General features: G+C 59.6%; 17 protein-coding genes. 13 read left to right on the top strand and 4 right to left on the bottom strand.

The annotated features are described in order from the left end of the window. Positions 1-5: 5 nt before the first annotated feature. The 9 genes from NL154_RS28885 to NL154_RS28925 all read left to right on the top strand — a co-directional run bounded on the left by NL154_RS28885 (position 6) and on the right by NL154_RS28925 (position 8,923). Entirely contained in the window at positions 6-1,217 is a 1,212-nt protein-coding gene (locus tag NL154_RS28885; RefSeq protein ID WP_430960885.1) for a trans-sulfuration enzyme family protein, read from the top strand. Between the two features lie 89 nt (positions 1,218-1,306). Beyond that, a complete protein-coding gene (locus tag NL154_RS28890; RefSeq protein ID WP_430960886.1) occupies positions 1,307-1,627 on the top strand; it encodes a DMT family transporter in 321 nt (106 codons plus the stop codon). Between the two features lie 109 nt (positions 1,628-1,736). Continuing rightward, positions 1,737-2,648 (top strand): ArgP/LysG family DNA-binding transcriptional regulator, encoded by a 912-nt coding sequence (locus NL154_RS28895; protein ID WP_430960887.1) that lies wholly within the window; start codon positions 1,737-1,739, stop codon positions 2,646-2,648. A 194-nt stretch (positions 2,649-2,842) separates the two neighbouring features. Next, positions 2,843-3,904 (top strand): homoserine dehydrogenase, encoded by a 1,062-nt coding sequence (locus tag NL154_RS28900; protein ID WP_430960888.1) that lies wholly within the window; start codon positions 2,843-2,845, stop codon positions 3,902-3,904. After that, positions 3,901-5,322 (top strand): aldehyde dehydrogenase family protein, encoded by a 1,422-nt coding sequence (locus NL154_RS28905; RefSeq protein WP_430960889.1) that lies wholly within the window; start codon positions 3,901-3,903, stop codon positions 5,320-5,322. The genes NL154_RS28900 and NL154_RS28905 overlap by 4 nt, the downstream gene beginning before the upstream one ends. Before the next feature lie 43 nt (positions 5,323-5,365). Continuing rightward, positions 5,366-6,244: a 4-hydroxy-tetrahydrodipicolinate synthase gene (gene dapA, locus NL154_RS28910; protein ID WP_430960890.1), complete on the top strand. Its 879-nt coding sequence runs from the start codon at positions 5,366-5,368 to the stop codon at positions 6,242-6,244. 8 nt (positions 6,245-6,252) lie between these two features. Further along, positions 6,253-7,668, top strand: a complete 1,416-nt coding sequence (locus NL154_RS28915; RefSeq protein ID WP_430960891.1) for an aspartate ammonia-lyase — start codon at positions 6,253-6,255, stop codon at positions 7,666-7,668. A 9-nt stretch (positions 7,669-7,677) separates the two neighbouring features. Continuing rightward, positions 7,678-8,463, top strand: coding sequence for a homoserine kinase (locus NL154_RS28920; protein WP_430961973.1), 786 nt, complete (start codon positions 7,678-7,680; stop codon positions 8,461-8,463). 13 nt (positions 8,464-8,476) lie between these two features. Then, positions 8,477-8,923 (top strand): Lrp/AsnC family transcriptional regulator, encoded by a 447-nt coding sequence (locus NL154_RS28925; protein ID WP_430961972.1) that lies wholly within the window; start codon positions 8,477-8,479, stop codon positions 8,921-8,923. A 97-nt stretch (positions 8,924-9,020) separates the two neighbouring features. Here the strand turns inward: NL154_RS28925 and NL154_RS28930 are convergent, their stop codons facing one another. The 4 genes from NL154_RS28930 to NL154_RS28945 all read right to left on the bottom strand — a co-directional run bounded on the left by NL154_RS28930 (position 9,021) and on the right by NL154_RS28945 (position 13,442). Beyond that, on the bottom strand, positions 9,021-9,650 hold the full coding sequence (locus tag NL154_RS28930) for a glutathione S-transferase family protein (RefSeq protein ID WP_430960893.1): 630 nt from the start codon (positions 9,648-9,650) through the stop codon (positions 9,021-9,023). A gap of 97 nt (positions 9,651-9,747) precedes the next feature. Further along, complete coding sequence (locus NL154_RS28935; RefSeq protein ID WP_430961971.1) at positions 9,748-11,211, bottom strand: L-lactate permease; 1,464 nt, start codon at positions 11,209-11,211, stop codon at positions 9,748-9,750. A gap of 40 nt (positions 11,212-11,251) precedes the next feature. Then, entirely contained in the window at positions 11,252-12,151 is a 900-nt protein-coding gene (locus tag NL154_RS28940) for a dihydrodipicolinate synthase family protein (protein WP_430961212.1), read from the bottom strand. A 55-nt stretch (positions 12,152-12,206) separates the two neighbouring features. Further along, a complete protein-coding gene (locus NL154_RS28945) occupies positions 12,207-13,442 on the bottom strand; it encodes a trans-sulfuration enzyme family protein (RefSeq protein WP_434734539.1) in 1,236 nt (411 codons plus the stop codon). An 81-nt stretch (positions 13,443-13,523) separates the two neighbouring features. Between NL154_RS28945 and NL154_RS28950 the strand changes: the two genes are divergently transcribed. The 4 genes from NL154_RS28950 to NL154_RS28965 all read left to right on the top strand — a co-directional run bounded on the left by NL154_RS28950 (position 13,524) and on the right by NL154_RS28965 (position 19,103). Continuing rightward, positions 13,524-15,011, top strand: a complete 1,488-nt coding sequence (locus NL154_RS28950; protein WP_430961181.1) for a PLP-dependent aminotransferase family protein — start codon at positions 13,524-13,526, stop codon at positions 15,009-15,011. Positions 15,012-15,242: 231 nt separating this feature from the next. Then, positions 15,243-15,734 carry an MOSC domain-containing protein gene (locus NL154_RS28955; RefSeq protein ID WP_430961180.1) on the top strand — a complete coding sequence of 164 codons (492 nt, stop codon included), beginning with the start codon at positions 15,243-15,245 and terminating at the stop codon, positions 15,732-15,734. 27 nt (positions 15,735-15,761) lie between these two features. Continuing rightward, a complete protein-coding gene (locus NL154_RS28960) occupies positions 15,762-16,691 on the top strand; it encodes a PDR/VanB family oxidoreductase (RefSeq protein ID WP_430961179.1) in 930 nt (309 codons plus the stop codon). A gap of 15 nt (positions 16,692-16,706) precedes the next feature. After that, positions 16,707-19,103, top strand: a complete 2,397-nt coding sequence (locus NL154_RS28965; RefSeq protein WP_434734540.1) for a transketolase — start codon at positions 16,707-16,709, stop codon at positions 19,101-19,103. Positions 19,104-19,351: the final 248 nt, after the last annotated feature.

Here is a 19,351-nt window from a genome sequence, read left to right on the forward strand (position 1 = left end):
ACGACATGTCCAGACCAGACAAACACGAGCTTTCGACGCTCTCCTTCAACACGCTTTCGGTGCATGGCGGCAACGAGATCGACAAGACCTCCGGCGCGATCCGCACACCGATCGTCATGGCCAATTCCTATCTTCTGCCCTACGACCCCTCGACCATGGACTGGTCGGATACGGAGGCGCCTTCCTATACGCGCAATTCCGGTCATAACCAGATCTGCCTGCAGCGCAAGCTGGCGGCCATGGAAGGTGGCGAGGACGCAGCCGTTTTCGCAACCGGTGTCGCTGCCCTTCACGCCGTGTTCTTCACCTTCCTGAAAAGCGGCGATCATGTGATCGTCGGCGATGTCACGTATGAAGCCGTCTGGCGGCTCTTCGCCGAGCTCTTGCCACAGCGCTACAAGATTGAGGCAACGTTCGTCGATATGGGCGACATGGACGCAGTCAGAGCCGCCGTCCGGCCCAACACGAAGCTGATCCATACGGAAACAATCGCCAATCCGACCACAAAGGTTGCCGATATCGGGACACTGGTCTTAATCGCCAGACAAGCTGGCGCGCTTCTGTCAGTCGACTCCACCTTTACGCCTCCCCCCTTTTTCCGGCCGCTGGCGCTCGGCGCCGATCTCGTCATCCACTCCCTGACCAAGTACATCAATGGCCATGGTGATGCGATGGGCGGTGTGGTGGTCGGTTCCAAGGAGCTCATCCATCATGTCAAGGCAGACGCCCTTGTCGATCTCGGCGGAACGATCTCCCCCTTCAATGCCTGGCTAATCACCCGCGGCTCGGTCACGCTTCCATTGCGCCTCAAGCAGCAGTTCGCGACAGCACAGGTCGTTGCGGATAACCTTGTCCGGGACGAGCGGGTTGCCTACGTCACTTATCCCGGGCTCGAAAGCCACGACCAGCACCAACTGGCAAAGGCTCAATTTGCAGGCAAGGGTTATGGCGGCGTCATGGCCTTCGCAGTCGAGGGGGACCCGGACGCCCAGAACCGCTTCGTTTCCAATCTGAAGGTGATCACCTCGGCCGTCTCGCTCGGTCACGACGAGACCCTGATCGTGCACGTCGGGGGGAGCGGCCGCGGAGGCGCCGAACGCTATCCGCTGAACTTCCAGAAATATGGCCATCTGCGTCTTTCCATCGGCCTGGAGGATCCCGAGGACCTCATCGCTGACATCAAGAACGCTCTCGACGAGACCTTCGACCGGTCCTGAAGACGCGAATTCAGACGCTAGCTGCAGCGGGAAGCCCTCTCCTTGGGATCTTCCCGCTATATCAGCGACGTTCTCAAGGAAAACACACTATGCATTGGATTATTCTGCTCATCGCCGGGCTGCTCGAAGTGGTTTGGGCCTTCTATATGAAAAAGTCCGAAGGCTTCACACTGCTCGTTCCGTCCGCAATCACGGTCGCCGCGATGATTGCAAGCGGCGTGCTGCTCTCATTCTCGATGCGGGTTCTTCCGCTCGGTACAGCCTATACCGTCTGGACTGGAATTGGAGCCGTCGGGTCGTTCCTGCTTGGCGTCCTTGTCTTGAACGAGCCCGCTGCCCCGATGCGTATTGTCGCCGGCGCCATGATACTCTCCGGTCTTCTGATGATGAAGCTGTCGAACGCCGGATGAATAGAAGGCTTGCGACGGGCGTTCGCGCGGTGCGGCCCCAGCCTTTACGCGCCCAAGCCCGGACAAGAACAGACTTCGCCAACCGCCAAATGCAGACTGGACTCGAGCCATGATAGACTACCAGGCAGTCAAGGCCGTCGTTTCCGTCATCAGATTGGGCAGCTTCGACAAAGCAGCGCGCGAACTCAGCGTAACACCATCAGCGGTGTCGCAGCGGGTCAAGCAGTTGGAGCAACGTCTCGGCGTCGCGCTGATCGTCAGAGGAAGTCCGTGTTCCGCCACAACGGCGGGTGCGCAGCTCGTCCACCATTTCGAGCGCATTGAACTGCTCGAGCGCCAACTGGCCACCTGCATGCCCGGTCTCACCGGCCCTGGCGCGCTGCCTGAACGCACGACCGTCAGGATTGCCGCCAATCCGGAGTGGATCGGGAGCTGGATCCTGGATGCTGTCTCCGACTTCGTACAAACCGCACCGTTTCTCGTCGATCTTGTTCTGGATGAGACAATTGCGATGCTCGACAGGCTGCGGGCCGGCGAGGTTGTCGCTGCGGTCACCCCAGGCGAGGAACTGCTTGAGGATCACGACAGCCATTCGTTGGGCAGCCTGCGCCTCGTAGCCGTGGCAACACCGGGCTATAGCAGCCGCCACTTTTCGAAAGGGGTGACCCCCGAGGCGATGGTCAAAGCACCTGGTCTGGCCCTGGGGCCGACGGACCCCTTTGCGAAGCGATGGGTCAAAGTTGCACTCGGCGATGGTCTCGAGTTCCCGGTGCATCGGCTGCCCTCGCGCGCAAGTATCTTCGATGCAGCCCTCGCGGGCCTCGGATGGGGCATCGTCCCGGTTCACCTTGCTGCGGCCCATCTCAGCTCCGGCACTCTGAGAGAACTGATTACAGGGACAGGTATCGACCTGCCGCTGCAATGGCAGGTTCATCGCGTGGCAGTCCACCAGCTGGCGGGGCTGACCGCGGCCATTGTTCGTCTTGCGCAGCAAAGCCTTAAACTGGGCGGAATTTCATAGATGTCAGTGTTGTTGCAGGTCCCCCAGCAGCTCCACGGATTGCTCGCAAGAGAAGCGATGAGCGCAAGCATCAAGACGCAGGCATTTTGGGCAAAATGCCTCCTCCTTTGGCCAATTTGCGCCGTTCCCACTGAGCGGTCTGCCTCGCATTCTCGGCGAGCAGAAAACGTCATTGGTGTCATTGGAGGATTGTCATGACCGTCTACAACATTGCTCTCATCGGCTTTGGCGGCGTAAACCGCGCTTTGGCCGAGCTTATTGCGACAAGGAACCCGCTGTGGGAACAGGAGCTCGGGTTTCGTCTGAACATTGTCGCGGTGAGCGATCTTTATCTGGGCTCCGTGATCTCGCCAAACGGGCTCGACGCGAAGACGCTGATTGACGCCAAGTTCACCAAGGGTGGGTTCGGCCAACTCTCAGGCGGCAGTGCGGGAGCGGACAACGAAACGATCATCAGGACCGCGCCGGCAGACATTGTCGTGGAGGCTACGTTCACCAACCCAACCGATGGCGAGCCCGCAGTCTCCCATTGCCGCTCAGCGCTTGCAAGCGGCAAGCATGTGGTCACGACGAACAAGGGTTCGGTGGCACTTGCCGCGTCGGAGCTGAAGGCCCTCGCCAAGGCGAATGGCGTCCGGTTCGAGTACGAGGGTTCCGTGATGAGCGGGACGCCGGTGATCCGGATGGCCGAGAAGACACTCGCAGGCGCCGAGGTCGATGGTTTCGAGGGGATCCTGAACGGCACTTCCAACTTCGTCCTGGGACGGATGGAAAGTGGCCTGGATTTCGATACCGCCGTCAGGCAAGCACAGGAGCTCGGCTACGCAGAAGCCGATCCCACGGCGGATGTCGAAGGCTTCGACGTCCGCCTGAAGGTTGTCATTCTTGCCAATGAGCTGCTTGGCGCACAACTCAAACCGGATGATGTCTCCTGCAAGGGCATTTCGCAGCTTTCGCCTTCTGACATCAGGGATGCAGCCGAGGCCAACAGGCGCTGGAAACTCATTGGTTCCGCCTCCCGGGGCGAAGACGGCCGCGTCATAGGAAGTGTCATGCCGAAGCAACTGCCGTTGGAGCACCCTCTCGCCGCAGTCAACGGTCCAACCAATGCAGTTTCGTTCAGCACGAAGCTACTCGGCTCCGTGACGGTTACCGGACCCGGTGCGGGGCGAATTGAGACCGCCTATGCTCTTCTGTCCGACGTCGTGGCAATTCATACCCAAAGCACCTCCGCCCTTGCAAAGGAGGCCGCATGATGCACGGCCTCGCCCTGAACGCACCCTTCTCAAGCGATGAGATCGTCGTGCGCAACCCTTTCGACGGATCGGTCGTCGGAACCGTTCCAAGCAGCGATGCTTCTTGCGTGAGCAGCCTTATCGAACGTGCCCGCCGCGGAGCGGAGGCCGCCAAAGCTCTGCCGCGCCACAAGCGAGCTGCGATCCTCGAAAAGGCAGCCGCCGCCATCGAGGCGGCGCATGAAGAATTCGCGCTTCTGATCGTCAAAGAGGCCGGCAAAACGATAACCCAAGCCCGCAAAGAGGCGACCCGATGCGTCAACACCATAAAACTCTCGGCCGATGAGGCCAAACGCAACGCCGGCGAGGTCATTCCGTTCGAGTCCTATGCTGGGTCCGAGGCCCGGCAGGGATGGTACACCCGGGAGCCGCTCGGGATCATTACGGCAATCACCCCTTATAATGACCCGCTGAACCTGGTCGCCCATAAGCTTGGGCCGGCGATTGCCGGTGGAAACGCCGTGCTCTTAAAGCCGTCTGAGCTTGCTCCCCTGTCGGCGCTCAAATTGGTCGACGTTCTGGTGGAAAGCGGCCTTCCAGAAGAGATCGTGACGGTTGTCATTGGTGGCGCTGAACTTGGCAAGGCACTCGTCTTGGCAAGAGATGTGCGAATGATTTCGTTCACGGGCGGATTTGCCACGGGGGAGGCAATCGCCAAGGCTGCAGGCATCAAGAAGCTGGCGATGGACCTGGGAGGCAATGCACCAGTCATCGTCATGGAGGACTGCAATTTTGTCGCTGCGGTCGACGGCTGCGTGTCTGGAGCCTACTGGGCGGCCGGTCAGAACTGCATTGGCACCCAGAGGATCCTGATCCAGCGCTCTATTTATGAGCGGTTCAAGTCGGAGTTCGTTGCAGCCACAAAAATGCTCAAGACCGGAAACCCACTTGAGCCCGACACCGATGTCGGCCCGATGATTTCGGAACGGGCCGTTCAACGCGCAACGGCGATGGTCGACCGCGCCATGGCTTCTGGCGCCAACCTTCTTTGTGGCCACAGCCCGGCGGGCAACCTTTACCCGCCGACGGTCTTGGAAAATGTTCCCTTCGGTTGCGACCTATGGAGCGAAGAGGTGTTCGCCCCGGTCGTCATCCTCGAACCCTTCGATGCGCTCTGCGATGCCATCCGCCTTGCGAATGCGCCAGATTACAGTCTGCACGCCGGTATATTCACAAATGACCTCGAGGGAGCCCTCGAGGCGGCCAGCGGGATTGATGCCGGAGGGATCATGATCAACGACTCTTCCGACTACCGGTTCGACGCTATGCCGTTCGGCGGCTTCAAGTATGGCAGCATGGGCCGTGAAGGGGTGCGCTTTGCCTTTGAAGACATGACCCAGCCAAAGGTCGTCTGCATCAACAGGCTGAAACGGCAATAGATCACCAGCCAAAAAGCCCATCAGCAACATCAGGAGTACCATTTTGTTCAAAGGTTCCATCACCGCACTTGTTACACCCTTTGCTGATGGGCGTATTGATGAAGGCGCGCTGCGCGCCCTTATCGACTGGCAGATCGAGGAGGGATCATCCGGGCTGGTCCCATGCGGAACGACAGGCGAAAGTCCGACACTCACGCATGCCGAGCACAAGCAAGTTGTCGAGATTACGGTCGAAACGGCCGGCGGCCGCGTCCCGGTCATTGCAGGGGCAGGCTCGAACAGCACGGCAGAGGCAATCGACTTCGTTCGCCATGCACAGGAAGCCGGCGCCGATGGATTGCTGGTCGTCTCGCCCTATTACAACAAGCCGACGCAGGAGGGCATCTATCAGCATTTCAGAGCCATAGATGCGGAGGCCGAGATCCCGATCATCGTCTACAATATTCCGGGTCGCAGTGTGATCGACATTCAGGTGGAGACGCTGGCGCGCATCTTTTGCGACTGCAAAAATGTGAGCGGCGTCAAAGACGCCACCGGCAATCTTCTGCGACCTTCACTGGAGCGCATGACCTGCGGCAAGAACTTCAACCTTCTGACCGGGGAAGACGGCACAGCCCTCGGCTATATGGCCCACGGCGGGCACGGGTGCATTTCTGTGACCGCCAACATTGCACCGCGCCTGTGCGCTGAATTTCAGCGCGCCTGCCTTGGGGGCGACTTCACCTCGGCCTTGGAGCTCCAGGATCGTCTGATGCCATTGCACCGGGCGCTCTTCCTGGAAACAAACCCCGCTGGACCAAAATATGCCCTGGAGCGGCTGGGCCGCATCCGTCGGGACCTGCGATTGCCTCTTGTTCCCGTAAGCAGCTCGGTTCGCGAACAGATCGATCGGGCGATGCTCCACGCTGGCATCTTGAGTTGAGGTCACCGATGAAGATCGATCGTATAGAAACTGACCTCATCGGGCCTCTCTCCATTCCCGCGGGTAAGCTGTTTGGCGTGCATACTCAGCGCGCGGAGGAGAATTTCAACGTCACAGGCTTCCGCCTGAGAGACTTTCCCGAGCTCATCCAGTCGGTGGCGATGGTGAAGCAAGCCGCGGCGCTGACCAATATGGAACTCGGACTGCTGTCTTCTGAGAAAGCTCTTGCGATCGCAGAGGCGTGCGAAGATCTCATCGAACTAAGAGCGATTGATGACAATTTTCCAGTGGACATGATGCAAGGCGGAGCGGGCACCTCCACCAACATGAACGTCAACGAGGTCGTGGCCAATCTTGCTCTTCTCAAGCTGGGCGCCAGCGTCGGAGACTATTCCACGCTTCACCCGAACGACGACGTCAACCTCTCGCAGTCGACTAACGATGTCTACCCGACAGCGATCCGGTTGACCCTGTTGCGCACCTGCGACGCGCTCATCGCCGCGCAGGTCATTCTTCGGGACACTTTCCGTCGGAAAGGTGCTGAATTCGCGGATGTCATAAAGGTTGGACGCACGCAGCTCCAGGACGCCGTGCCCATGACTGTCGGCCAGGAGTTCGAAGCCTTTGCGGAACTGATCGACGAGGACATCATCCAGGTGCAGTCTGCCAAGAAACTTCTTCAGGAGGTCAATCTTGGCGGCTCTGCAATCGGAACCTCGATCAATGTGCCGCCGGCCTTTCCGAGCGTTGCGTGCAGAAAGCTCTCCGAGATCTCCGGTCTGCCGCTCATGACAGCTCGTAACCTGGTGGAAGCGACATCGGATACAGGCGGGTTTGTCGCCTTCTCAGGCATTCTCAAACGAATCGCCGTCAAGATGACGAAGATCTGCAACGATCTGCGGCTCTTGAGCAGTGGCCCGATCGGGGGACTGGGTGAGATTCGGCTGCCGGCGATGCAGGCAGGCTCCTCGATTATGCCCGGCAAGGTCAATCCGGTCATTCCGGAAATGATGAATCAGATCGGATTTCAGGTGATTGGCAATGACCTGACGGTGACGCTTGCCGCAAGTGCCGGACAACTGCAACTCAATGCGATGGAGCCGGTCATTGTCCTGAACATCCTGCTGTCAATACGCATGCTGACCAGAGGGATGGAAATCTTCGCCAACCGGTGTGTGGCGGGGATCGAGGTCGATAAGGATCGTTGTAAGGCCTTGTTGGACCAGTCTCTCGTTCTGGCCACCCCGCTAGCAAAGCTGATCGGCTACTCCAAGGCGGCTTGGCTGTCGAAGAGAGCACTATCTGAAAAGAGAAGTCTGCGCTCCATCGTCGAGGAAGACGGATGCCTGACCAAACGGCAGATCGAGGAAATCTTCAGCGACTACGCGGCGTTTGCAAACGCCCCGCAGCGCACGTCCGCATGAGGGGAAGCCATGGCGGTATTTACCGAACTGTCTGACGAAGACCGCCACGCGATCGTGGAAGCTTACGGCTTGACAGGTTTGTCCTCCGTTATCGGCATCGCCGACGGCGATCGCGAAACGACCTATCTGTTCCGGTCTGCCGAAGGGGAGTTCATCGTGACCCTGTTTGAAAACGGGGCGGAGCCGCTCGACCTCGAGCGCGCTTTCACAACGATGGAAACGCTGCACAGGGCGGGTGTTCCCTGCCCCGAGCCCAGGCGCACCGTCGACGGCAATGCCACGTTTCAGGCTGCGGGTCGGCTTGTAGCCATCGTAAGCTTCGTGTCCGGGTCATCGACAAGTGACCCTTCGCCAGCCAAATGTGGGAGTGTGGGTCGCGTTATGGGCCAGATACACATGAGCTTGCAGAGTGGGCTCAACCGCCAGCCTGACTTACCATCGGGGCCCGTACATGGTGCATTGGTCTTCGCGAATGTCTTTTTTCTTGGCGATGAAGTCAGCGGCGTCATCAACTTCAGGCTTCGCCATGATGACGCCCTTATCGCTGAGATCGCCGACGTTCTCGTTGACTGGACAGGCGTGCCCGACGGCGGTTTGGACCGGCGCAAAGCCCATGCGCTCTTGAGCGGATATCAAGCCATCAGAAAGCTCTCGGCAGCAGAAAAAACAGCTTTGCCTGCGTTCGTTCTTGCCTCAACAGCCAAGCGCGCCGCCCTGGGCGCGAGAAGGACGTCAGTCCCTGAGTGCGCCCTTGTTGCCTATCATTCGGTCACGCCAGATATGTTCGACCAATAGAGGCGGCAACGGGATGAAATATCTTCTGGACCGAATAGATGAACTGGTACTTGCCGAACTCAAGAACAATGCCCGCATTTCGCACGCGGAATTGTCGGCAAAGGTGAACCTGTCCCGAAACGCCGTGCGGGTGCGCATCGAGCGGCTCGAACGAGAAGGTTTCATCAAAGGGTACACGATCGTCACTGGCGAGGGCGGAAACGACCGCCAGGTGACCACCGCACTCATGTTCGTCTATCGCCATGACCGCATGAAAGGCGGTGACGTCATCAACGTCCTACGCAAAATTCCGGAGGTTGTCGCCTGTGACGTCATGACCGGCGATTTCGACCTGGTGGTGAGGGTCGAGTCTTCGCAAGCCGATCGTATTCGCCAGATCTGGCAGCAAATATCCGAACTCCCCGGGGTACGCGACACTCTCACGGCATTCGCGCTCTCCTCCGTCGTTCGAAAAGCCTGATAGACCCTAAGGTACAATCGGCAGGGCCTTAGCTTGGTCAAAGGACGGCGTATAAGCCCGCCGACAGCAGAAAATTCAAAGCTGGTTTGCGATCACACTATAGCGATGTCGGACCAGGCATCAGATCGTAAGGATGTCGCCATCCTGGCAGATTCCGGATCCTGTCCTTCCACTTGGCGATGTGAGGAAACTCCTCCTGAGGCAGGCCCGTATCTTCGGGCATGTAGACGTAGCCTGCAAGAGACAGGTCCGCGATGGTGGGCCGAGCAGCCACAAGGAATGGTGTTTGCTGCAGGTGATCATCCACGATGCGGTGGGCCGCAATTGCACGTTCCCTCAAGAATTGCGTCACCGCCGTCTCGCCGGTTTTCTTGATGCCATACAGGAAGCGCAAGGTGGCATAGTAGCTGGTGAATTTGTGATTATCGAACAACATCCACCGCCAGATTTCCTGTTTCTCCCGGACGTTTTCGGGACCGAATTGTCCAGTCGCCTCAGCCAGATAGTCGAGAATGAGCGCCGACTGGCTGAGCCTTGCCCCCTTGTGCTCGAGAACCGGAACCTCGCCCTGTTCATTAACCTCCTGTCGCCATTGCTCTCGGTGCGTTTCCCCACCGAAATAGTCGACGAATACCGGCGTCCAATCCATTTCCGCCAAGGCGAGAAACAATGCCACCTTGTAGGAGTTGCCTGACATTGCAAAGCAATGCAGTTTGAATTCGGACATGCTCGATCTCCCTTTAATGGGGCTCATTCAGAAACTGAGAAATTGACTGGCCTTGTTCCACAGAGGCTGGATTGATCCACAACAAGGACCGGTTCGGCTAAAGCACACGATACGTGATCATCAGCGAGCCCGTCAGCAAAACGGCTATGATCGCGGCGGCAAACGGCAACATGGCCCGGTAGACTGTGGGCTCTTGTCCACGACAACCTGCCATATTGCAAACAATAGACATGCGAACTGGTGAAATCAGGTTGAGCGCCAGGGCGGCGGTATGTTGCAGGGCAATCACGGCCGCGACATTGAGGCCCGCTTCCTTCGCAAGACTGACCTGCGAACTCATGAACAGGCCGTTTGCGGCGTTACCACTGTTTGCAAGCGCTCCGAACACTGCCGAGACAAGAGCAAGCCATGTCAACGCGCCTCCGCCGGCTGCGGAATGTATCCCCTCTCCCAATGCCGCGGCAATCCCGGAGCTGGATAGCAGCTCTGCCATCATCGAGAAGATGATGATGGCAAGAATTGCGAGCCGTCCGGTTTTCCAGGCTGTGAGGACTTGCGATCCCAAGCTGGAAACATGACCATAGACGAATGCGCAGATGACAGCGCCTAAAGCCAACCACGTGCCCGCATGAAACAGCGGCGACCAGGCCGGGGCTCCGACGAACGGCTCGAGCCGCCCAGTTTGCAGCAGGAATTCGCTCAGGGGCGAGATCAGCCGGGTTGCCATGAGCCATGTGATGAGGATCGCGAAGGGCGCCATTCTCCGTAGGGCGTCAAGGAGTTGGTCTGCATTGGGGCGCTCATCGACAAGATAACGCAGCACGATGACCGGCCCATAGGCGCAGAGCATCGCAACTTCAGGCCCCAGAGCTCGCGTTGCGGCAATCAGCAGAAGCAGGCTTCCGCCGAGCCAGACGACCTCGCTTAGACACTCGCGGGATGGAGCCCCGACGCCTGCTTTTTCGGCCATCCTCCAGTAGAGTGGCAACCAGAGCGCATTCAGGGCGACTTGAAAAAAGCTGGCATTGACAGCGAGCATGGTCGGATCGCTTCGAGAGAAGGCGCCAGCGACGATCGCGCCGTTGCCCATGCCGCCCCACAGGATCATTGTCTGGCTCAGCAGGCTGAAGGCCATGAGATAGACCGGTTGCAGGTCGAGCCTGCGCAACAACAGCATCGTCCCGACGATTCCGACGCCGAAGCCGGTCGCGGATTCTGAAAACGGGCCGATCAGGAAGCACGCAGCAAACAGCAGACGTCGCCTGGACTGCCTGTTCTGCCGGAGACTTTCGACGGGCATCGCTGCATCCCCAGGCCGAATAGCCATCTGCCAGAATAACAGCCCGCCCAGTATATATGGCACGACGATCCAGCCGATCCATGCGCCGCGAAAGAGCGCGCTGGCGCCGTCGCGCAACTGAAATTCGCCGGGCGCCGCGCCAAGCGCGACAACGATAGCCACCAGCAGGCCGATGCTTGCGGCAACGAGCGTGGAAGCCCGACCGCTTGCCAGCAGGCCGATGACGATGAGCGCGGGCAATGCCCAGACGATGTAAAGCAATTCCGTCGAGACCCTCCGGCGGCGCCTGACCTTGCCAGGGTCAGGCCAGATCCTGCTCGAGCAAGGTCAGGCAGTGTGCCACCTTCTCCTTTGCAAGCGGCGGCAGAGGGAGAATGGGGCGAGGCGGCTCGGCCCGGCAGACGCCAAGCAGATCGGTCATCGAGTAAACGGTTCGCAGGCTGGAGAACTGCTTGAAGAGCTCCCAGATAGGGGCAAGACTTGCATCGATCCGGAGTGCCTCTTCAGCATCGCCGTTCTGAGCTGCTCTCACGAGGCGCAGGCACACGTCCGGAAGAATGCCAGCGAGCACGCTGTACCAGGTATCGGCCCCACAGATCATGGCTTTGGTAGCATTCCAGTCGCCGCTATAGCCGATCGAGAAGCTCTTGGGTGTGACGGATCTCTGCTGCCCCAGGTGGCTCGCGATCTCCTCGGGTTTTTCCGTCGGATTCTTGATCGCCACGATGCCAGGCACCTGAGCCAACCGTTCCACCAGGACAGCCGTGAAGCGGAAATGGGTCGTCCCCGGATTGTCATAGATCACGATGGGAAGGCCGCTCTTTCGAGCAACGGTGGAAAAATGCTCGAAGACTTCATCCTCCGTCAGCGGCGCGTACGAAACGGCGGCAAGTAGACCTGCGGTCGCGCCTGCGGCCTTGGCGTCCTGCGCCAGTCTGACCGCCTCGTCGGTCCGCAAGGCGCCGACGCCTGCCACGACCGGTATGGCCCCGCCGGTTTCCTCAATCGCCGCGCTTAGGGCTCGTCGCCGCTCCTCGCGGGACAGATACATGTAGGTTCCGGTGCTGCCGAGAAGGCCGATGGAGTCGACGCCTGCGATGCAAAGCCGCGCCACAAGCCTCTTGAGAGCGGCAGTGTCGACGCGACCGTCTAGGTCACTCGGCGTGATGGGAAATGCGGAAAGCCCGCTCAGGAAAGCCATTCGATGCTCCGGATCCGGTTCTGTGCTTCTATATTCGCAGTCGTCAATGCGGGCGTCACAAGGTCGCGAGCGCCTGCCTCAGGTCGCCAATCAGGTCATTCACGTCTTCAAGACCGACAGAAAGACGGATGAGGTCGTCACCAACCCCCGAGACCATATGGGCGTCTTTTCGGATCGATTGCCGCGCCCTCGTAATGCTGGCCGGATGATAGATCAGGGTGTCGGTGTCGCCGAGGCTCACTGCGCGTGTCATCAGTCGCAAGCGATCGAGCATATTTCTTGCGCCATCAAAGCCGGCATGAAGCCCAAAGGCGAGCATGCCCGACCCCTGTGTCATTTGCTTGCGCGCGATAGCCTGGTCTGGGTGCGATTCCAGGAAGGGATAGCTCACCCAGGACACGGCGGGATGCGCTTCGAGCGTACGGGCGATCGCCAGAGCCGAGGCGCTGTGCCGATCCATCCGAAGCGAGAGTGTTTTCAGACCGCGCATGATCAGAAAGGCCGAGTGCGGCGCCAAGGTCGCACCGGTAATGTAACGCAAACCGGTTTCGTGCAAGCGGTGGAGCGTTTCCGCGTCGCCGAGTAGCGCCCCACCCAAGGTGTCGCCATGGCCGTTGATGTATTTCGTAAGAGAGTGAAGCACGATATCGGCGCCATGCTCGATCGGCCGCTGAAGTGCGGGAGAAGCAAAGGTACTGTCCACCGCGACTTTCACCCTATGCGCGTGCGCGCGCTCTGAGATTGCGGCAATGTCGAGAATGCTGCTGAGCGGGTTCACGGGTGTCTCGAAGTAGACGAGCTTGGTCTTTTCCGTGATCGCCGCGTCGAGGTTCGAGGGATCAGAGAGGTCCACGGAAACGACCTTGATGCCGAAGCGCGGCAGACCTTGCTCCACCATCGCGACAGTATTCGAATAAAGCGTCTTGTGAACGAGAAGCTCGTCGCCCTGCGACAGCAATGAGAGGATCAGAGTGCCGAAGGCGGCCATTCCGGTCGATACGACAAGGCCCGCCTCAGCCCCCTCCAGATTCGCAAGCCGCTGCTCGAGAATCTCTGTGGTCGGGTTGTATTCCCGCGCATAAAGTCTGCCGCCGAGCGCTGCTGCGGCGTCATTCGCCTCGACGCTCTCGAAGCCGTAGGTCGAGGTCAGGAAGACTGGCGGCTGGACTGCCCGTTTGTAGTCCACCGGGCTGAACGCATGATGAATGGCTCGCGTGTCGAATGCGTAGCTTGCCGCGTGAAAGTGGTCAGATTGCTTCTGACATTTGTCATGCTCGCTGCCGCCTGTCATAGCTGGATCGTATCCTCTTTGCTTTGGCCCAGACTGGCATCATACTGGCCGGCATGAAACATCCAGTTTGGCAGAAAGAATATGGTCCAGTCGGAAAACCAAGCGGCGGCAGCGCACGCGCCCAGGATGGGCGCACGCAGGATTTACGAGGCGCTCAAGAGTCAGATCCTTGGCCGTGTCTATGAAGCGGGAAGTCAACTGCCATCCTCACGCAGCCTGGCCAATGAACTGCATGTGTCGCGGACAACGGTTACAGTTGCCTATGAACAGCTTGCCGCTGAAGGCTTTGTGGAGCTGCGCCAAGGCGCCCGCCCGCGTGTGACAGCGCTGGAGCTGAGACAGCGGCCGCGAGAATCCGACACCACACAGGAGGCGTTCGGGCCGCTTTCTGCTTACGGCGAAAGACTTCGGGCGCTTTCGCCGTGGCTCGACTATCTGCCAACCAACCTGGCGGTTGATTTTCGATACGGCGATCTTGCCCCATCTGACTTTCCGGCACTGGCGTGGAAGCGCGCTATCAATTCGGTGATTGCCCGAAGACCCGGGCGGCTGGCCTATGAGGACCCACGAGGATCCCGGCGCCTGCGGCAAGCCCTTCAGGGTTACCTTTGGCGGGCACGGACGTTGCAATGCGATCTTGAACAAATCATCGTCGTCAATGGTTCCCAGCAAGGGCTGGATCTCTGCGCTCGGATCCTCCTCGACGCGAACAGCGCATTTGTGATGGAGAATCCCGGCTACCGAATGGCTCGCCAGATCTTCTCAAGCACCGGGGCTTCCGCCGTGGCAGTGGACGCGGACGCGGGCGGCCTGAAGACCCCGGACTTATCAGGAATCGACGCCCGGATAACCTATGTAACACCATCCCATCAGTTTCCCTTGGGCGGTGTCATGCCGATCAGCCGTCGCCACCAGCTTCTCGCTTGGGCTCGGGATAGAGACGCCTATGTGGTTGAGGACGACTACGACAGTGAGTACCGGTACGACATCAGCCCGGTTCCGCCCCTCCAGAGCCTGGCGGACGGGCGCAACGTCATTTATCTGGGCACCATTTCAAAGACACTGTCGCCGATGATGCGCATTGGCTACCTCGTGGTGCCAAAACAATTGCAGGAGGTGTTCGCAACCGCCAAGCAATTGACCGACCGCCATACACCCATGACCGAGCAGGAGGCGCTCGCCTCACTGATCGAAAGTGGCGCCTATGAGAGCCATGTGCGTCGCGTCAGACGACTGAATAGGGAGCGCCGTGAGACATTATTGAGCGCTCTTGAAACTGCATTCGGCGACCGCGTCACGGTCGAGGGTGCGGATGCCGGATTGCATGTCGTCGTCTGGTTCAATGGGCTGCCCGGATCAGCTGAGATCGCCCTAATGGATGCCGCGCGCCAACGCGGCGTCGGCCTCTACGGTATTTCACCGCTCTACGATTCTGAACCAGGGGCAACTGAGGCGCCACGCGAGCGGCTCGGCTTGGTGATGGGCTATTCGGCGTTGACACCGAGGCAGATCGAGAAGGGCATTCAACTTGTCGCCTCGGCCGTCGATGCGGTGAAGGGTGCGGGCTGACAGCAAGACCCGGCTCGCCGAGCATCTTATTGCATCCTCTCGTGGCAAGCCTCTACCTTCGCCGAACTGGACTAGGAACATGCTGATAAACTGGCACTGTTGACGAAGCCAGTTCCACGGCAGATTTCCCCATCAGCCGGGACTGGTGAGACATGGGATGATCCCATGATGAGAGCAGTAGGCCACTGGCGCGGAGATCCATGTCGATCGAAGGCAAGCGGGAGCCGATACATGACTTGGCAGGGGAGTCTGCTCCACATTCACATCGCGCCGGCCGCTTCCTACGAGATGGAAGAACTGGCGGAGGCGCAGCTCATCGCTGGCCGCGGTATTTTGGGCGACCGCTATTACCTCGGGACCGGTACGTATTCGCCCAAGCCGGACGTCCGTGAAGTCACGCTGATCGAGGCTGAGGTCCTGGAGGCGATTGCCAAGGGAGAGCCGAAGATTCCCGGTTTCAAGGGCACGCTCGCGCCCGAAGATCACAGGCGCAATCTAACGACCCGCGGCGTTCCGCTCGGCCACCTCGTCGGCAAGCGCTTCCGGGTCGGTGAGACGGTTCTGCGAGCGGCACGAATGAACTTTCCCTGCAAATACATCGAGGAGCTGCTCGGCATGCCGGGCCTCTACGAAGGGCTGCTGAACCGTTCCGGTCTCAACTGTTCGATCGAGGTCGGTGGTATCATCCGTCCTGGCGACCCGATCCTGCCAATGGACGAGTGACGCGACATGGGATCTCCGCGTATCATCATGAAACTGATCGTTGCCGGCGTCCACGACGAGCCGGGCGACGTCCGCGTGATCGAGCTGAGGCACTCGCGCAGGCCTCTTCTGCCGGCCTTCGAACCAGGATCGCATGTCGACGTTCATCTCCCCGACGGAAAGGTACGCCAATACTCGCTCTGCGGTGATCCGGAAGATCTCAGCCGCTACACGATAGCGGTGAAGCGCGAAACCAGTGGCCGGGGCGGCTCGGCATGGATCCACGAAACTATCGCACCAGGCGCCGAGCTGCCCGTATCCGCCCCGCGCAATCATTTCCCGCTCCGGAAGGGTGACGGGCCGGTCCTTTTGCTGGCAGGCGGTATCGGGATCACACCCATTCTTGCGATGGCTCGGGCTCTGTGTCGGCAGGGCAAGCACTTCGAACTCCACTATTTTGCGCGAGGCCGGAACTTCGCACCTTTGCTGGGGACCTTGGAGGACACCATCGGCTCCGAAAGTCTGAGGCTCCACTTCGACGATCAAGTCGAAACCCGGCAGGACATTCATAGCCTGTTGTTGGCGCGGCCCGATGGTGCGCAGCTCTATTACTGCGGGTCTCCCAGCTTCATGGCCGCCGTTGCACAAGCTTCACGCCACTGGCCGGATGGCACGGTCCATTTCGAAGCCTTTCAGCCGCCGGTCCGGGATAATGCGCCACCCGAACCGTTCACGATCCTTCTTCGTAACGGGACAGTCGTTCCGGTACCTGCAGACGAGTCAGCGCTATCGGCCATTCGCGCCGCCGGCGTGTTGCTGATGGCGTCCTGCGAGAACGGCGTCTGCGGAACCTGCGAGTGCGGGTATTTGGAAGGACAGCCAATACATCGCGATGCAGTGCTTTCAAACGAAGCCCGTAACTATCGCTTTATCCCGTGCGTGTCGCGCGCGACGGGCGTTCTGAAACTCGACCTGTAAAAGAAGGGGCAGAGGATGAGCTCCAAGATCAGCTACCTGCAGGAAATTGAACGCTGCGTTTCCTGGCTCGCCGCCTGGACGATCCATCACGCGAACCATATCCGCGAAGCGGACGAGGTGAAGGTCGGCGGGCACCAGGCTTCGTCGGCTTCGCTCAGCACCATCATGATCGCGCTCTACTGCTCGGCGCTTCGTCCTCAGGATCGGGTCGCGGTCAAACCCCACGCAGCACCGATATTCCATGCTCTCCAGTATCTGGCAGGCAACCAGACCCGCGAGAAGCTCGAAAACTTCCGCGGTTTCAAGGGCGCACAGAGCTATCCGTCACGGACCAAGGATGTCGATGACGTCGACTTCTCCACCGGCTCGGTCGGTCTCGGCGTGGCGCAGACGCTGTTTTCTTCATTGGTCCAGGACTATGTCTCCGCACATGGATGGATGAACGATCGGCCTGAAGGACGCATGGTCAGCTTGATCGGCGATGCCGAGATGGACGAAGGCAATATCTATGAGGCCTTGATCGAAGGTTGGAAACACGGCCTGAGAAACTGCTGGTGGGTCGTCGACTACAATCGTCAATCGCTGGACGCCGTCGTTCGCGAAGGCCTCTGGGAGCGTTTTGAACAGATATTCAGAAACTTCGGCTGGGACGTCGTGATCCTGCGCCATGGCTCTTTGCAAGAAGCCGCGTTTGCCGAGCCCGGCGGGGACAAGCTGCGGCAGTGGATCGAGACGTGTCCGAACCAGCTCTATTCCGCCCTGACCTTCCAGGGCGGCGCGGCGTGGCGAAAGCGACTGCTGGACGAGATCGGTGATCAGGGGCCCGTGACCGCCTTGATCGAGCGACGTTCCGATGAGCAACTGCAAGCGCTCATGGTTAATCTCGGAGGGCATGATCTGCCAAGCCTGCTCGAGGCCTTTGAACAAGCTTCGCAGCACGACCGCCCGGTCTGCTTCATCTGCTATACGATCAAGGGATATGGCTTGCCGCTTGCAGGCCACAAGGATAACCACGCCGGTCAGATGACTCCCACGCAAATGGAGGGGTTCCGCCAGCAGATGGGCGTAAAGCAGGGACAGGAATGGGAGAAATGGTCCGCAGCTACCATGCCGGATGCTGAGCTCGACGCGTTCGTCGCTCAGATGCCGTTCTTCAGCGAGGGCCGCCGCAGACTGTCTTCGCCGGCGATCCCGGTTCCTCCTGCGCTTCCCTTCCCTGGGCAGCCAGGCAAGCTGCTTTCAACCCAGATGGGCTTTGGCCAGATTCTGAACGATATCGCGCGTGGTGACACACTGCTTGCCGAGCGCATTGTCACGACCTCTCCGGACGTGACTGTGTCAACCAACCTCGGCCCCTGGGTCAATCGGCGCGGGTTGTTTGCCCGTGAGAGCATGTCCGACCTCTTCAAGGCGGAGCGGATTCCGTCGACCTACAACTGGGAGTTCGGTCCTAAAGGCCAGCATCTCGAACTGGGGATTGCCGAATCCAACCTGATGATCATGCTTGGTGCACTTGGTCTTTCCCATTCGATCAACGGCGCCAGGCTGCTGCCCATCGGCACCGTCTATGATCCGTTCATCTACCGCTCGGCCGACCAGTTGAACTACGCCTGTTACCAGGATGCGCGTTTCCTGCTGGTTGCAACACCGTCCGGCGTAACGCTAGCGCCGGAAGGCGGCGCGCACCAGTCGATCGGCACGCCATTGATTGGTATGGCGCAGGACGGACTGTGCTCTTTCGAGCCGGCCTTCGTCGACGAGCTTTCGGTCATCATGCGCTTCGCCTTCGACTACATGCAGCGCGACGGCGAAGGTGACCCCGATGAAACCACGTGGTTGCGCGATCAGACCGGTGGATCCGTTTATCTGCGCCTGTCGACGCGCCCGCTCGAGCAGCCAGCGCGCCAAATGGCTCCTGAGCTGGAGCAAGACATCATCAATGGGGCCTACTGGTTGCGGCGGCCTGGGCCAAATGCCAGCGTGATCATTGCCTATCAGGGCGTCGTCGCACCCGAGGCGATCGCCGCAACCGGTTTGCTCGCCGAAGATCGACGGGACGTCGGATTGCTGGCGATCACCTCCGCGGACCGGCTCAATGCCGGCTGGCAAGCTGCTGAACGCGCCCGACAACGTGGAGCGGTCGGGGCGATGAGCCACATCGAGCGCCTGCTGGCGCCTTTGTCACGCGATTGCGGGATCGTCACGTTGATTGACGGGCATCCAGCCACGCTCTCCTGGATTGGAGGCGTCTATGGTCACTGTGTCAAGTCGCTGGGGGTCGAACATTTCGGCCAGACCGGCACAATTGCCGACCTTTATCGGCATCATGGTCTTGATACAAATGCGATCATGCACGCAGCTCAAGCCGTAAGCGGCGGACGGACCGTTCGTTATCTTCAAGCCCTTTCATGAAGCTGAACCGGCTGCTTGGCAACCTTCTGTCTCAGAGACGTCTTGGTCGGGATGGGATCGCCTGCGATTGCTCTTCAATCGCCGTAAGGAATTGTTCATCAGCCAAAGGACCAGATCGTCTGAAGGGAAATAATCAAGCGACTGTGAAAAGCAGCCACTTGATCGGTCGCCGGTTCGAGAGTTTTGTATTGTCGGTGATCGGTTCATGCTTCAGAAGCACGCCCGCAACTGCCTCTAGATGGTCGTTA

The organism is Rhizobium sp. YTUHZ044, from assembly GCF_051123975.1.
In the GTDB taxonomy this organism is placed as follows: domain Bacteria; phylum Pseudomonadota; class Alphaproteobacteria; order Rhizobiales; family Rhizobiaceae; genus Rhizobium.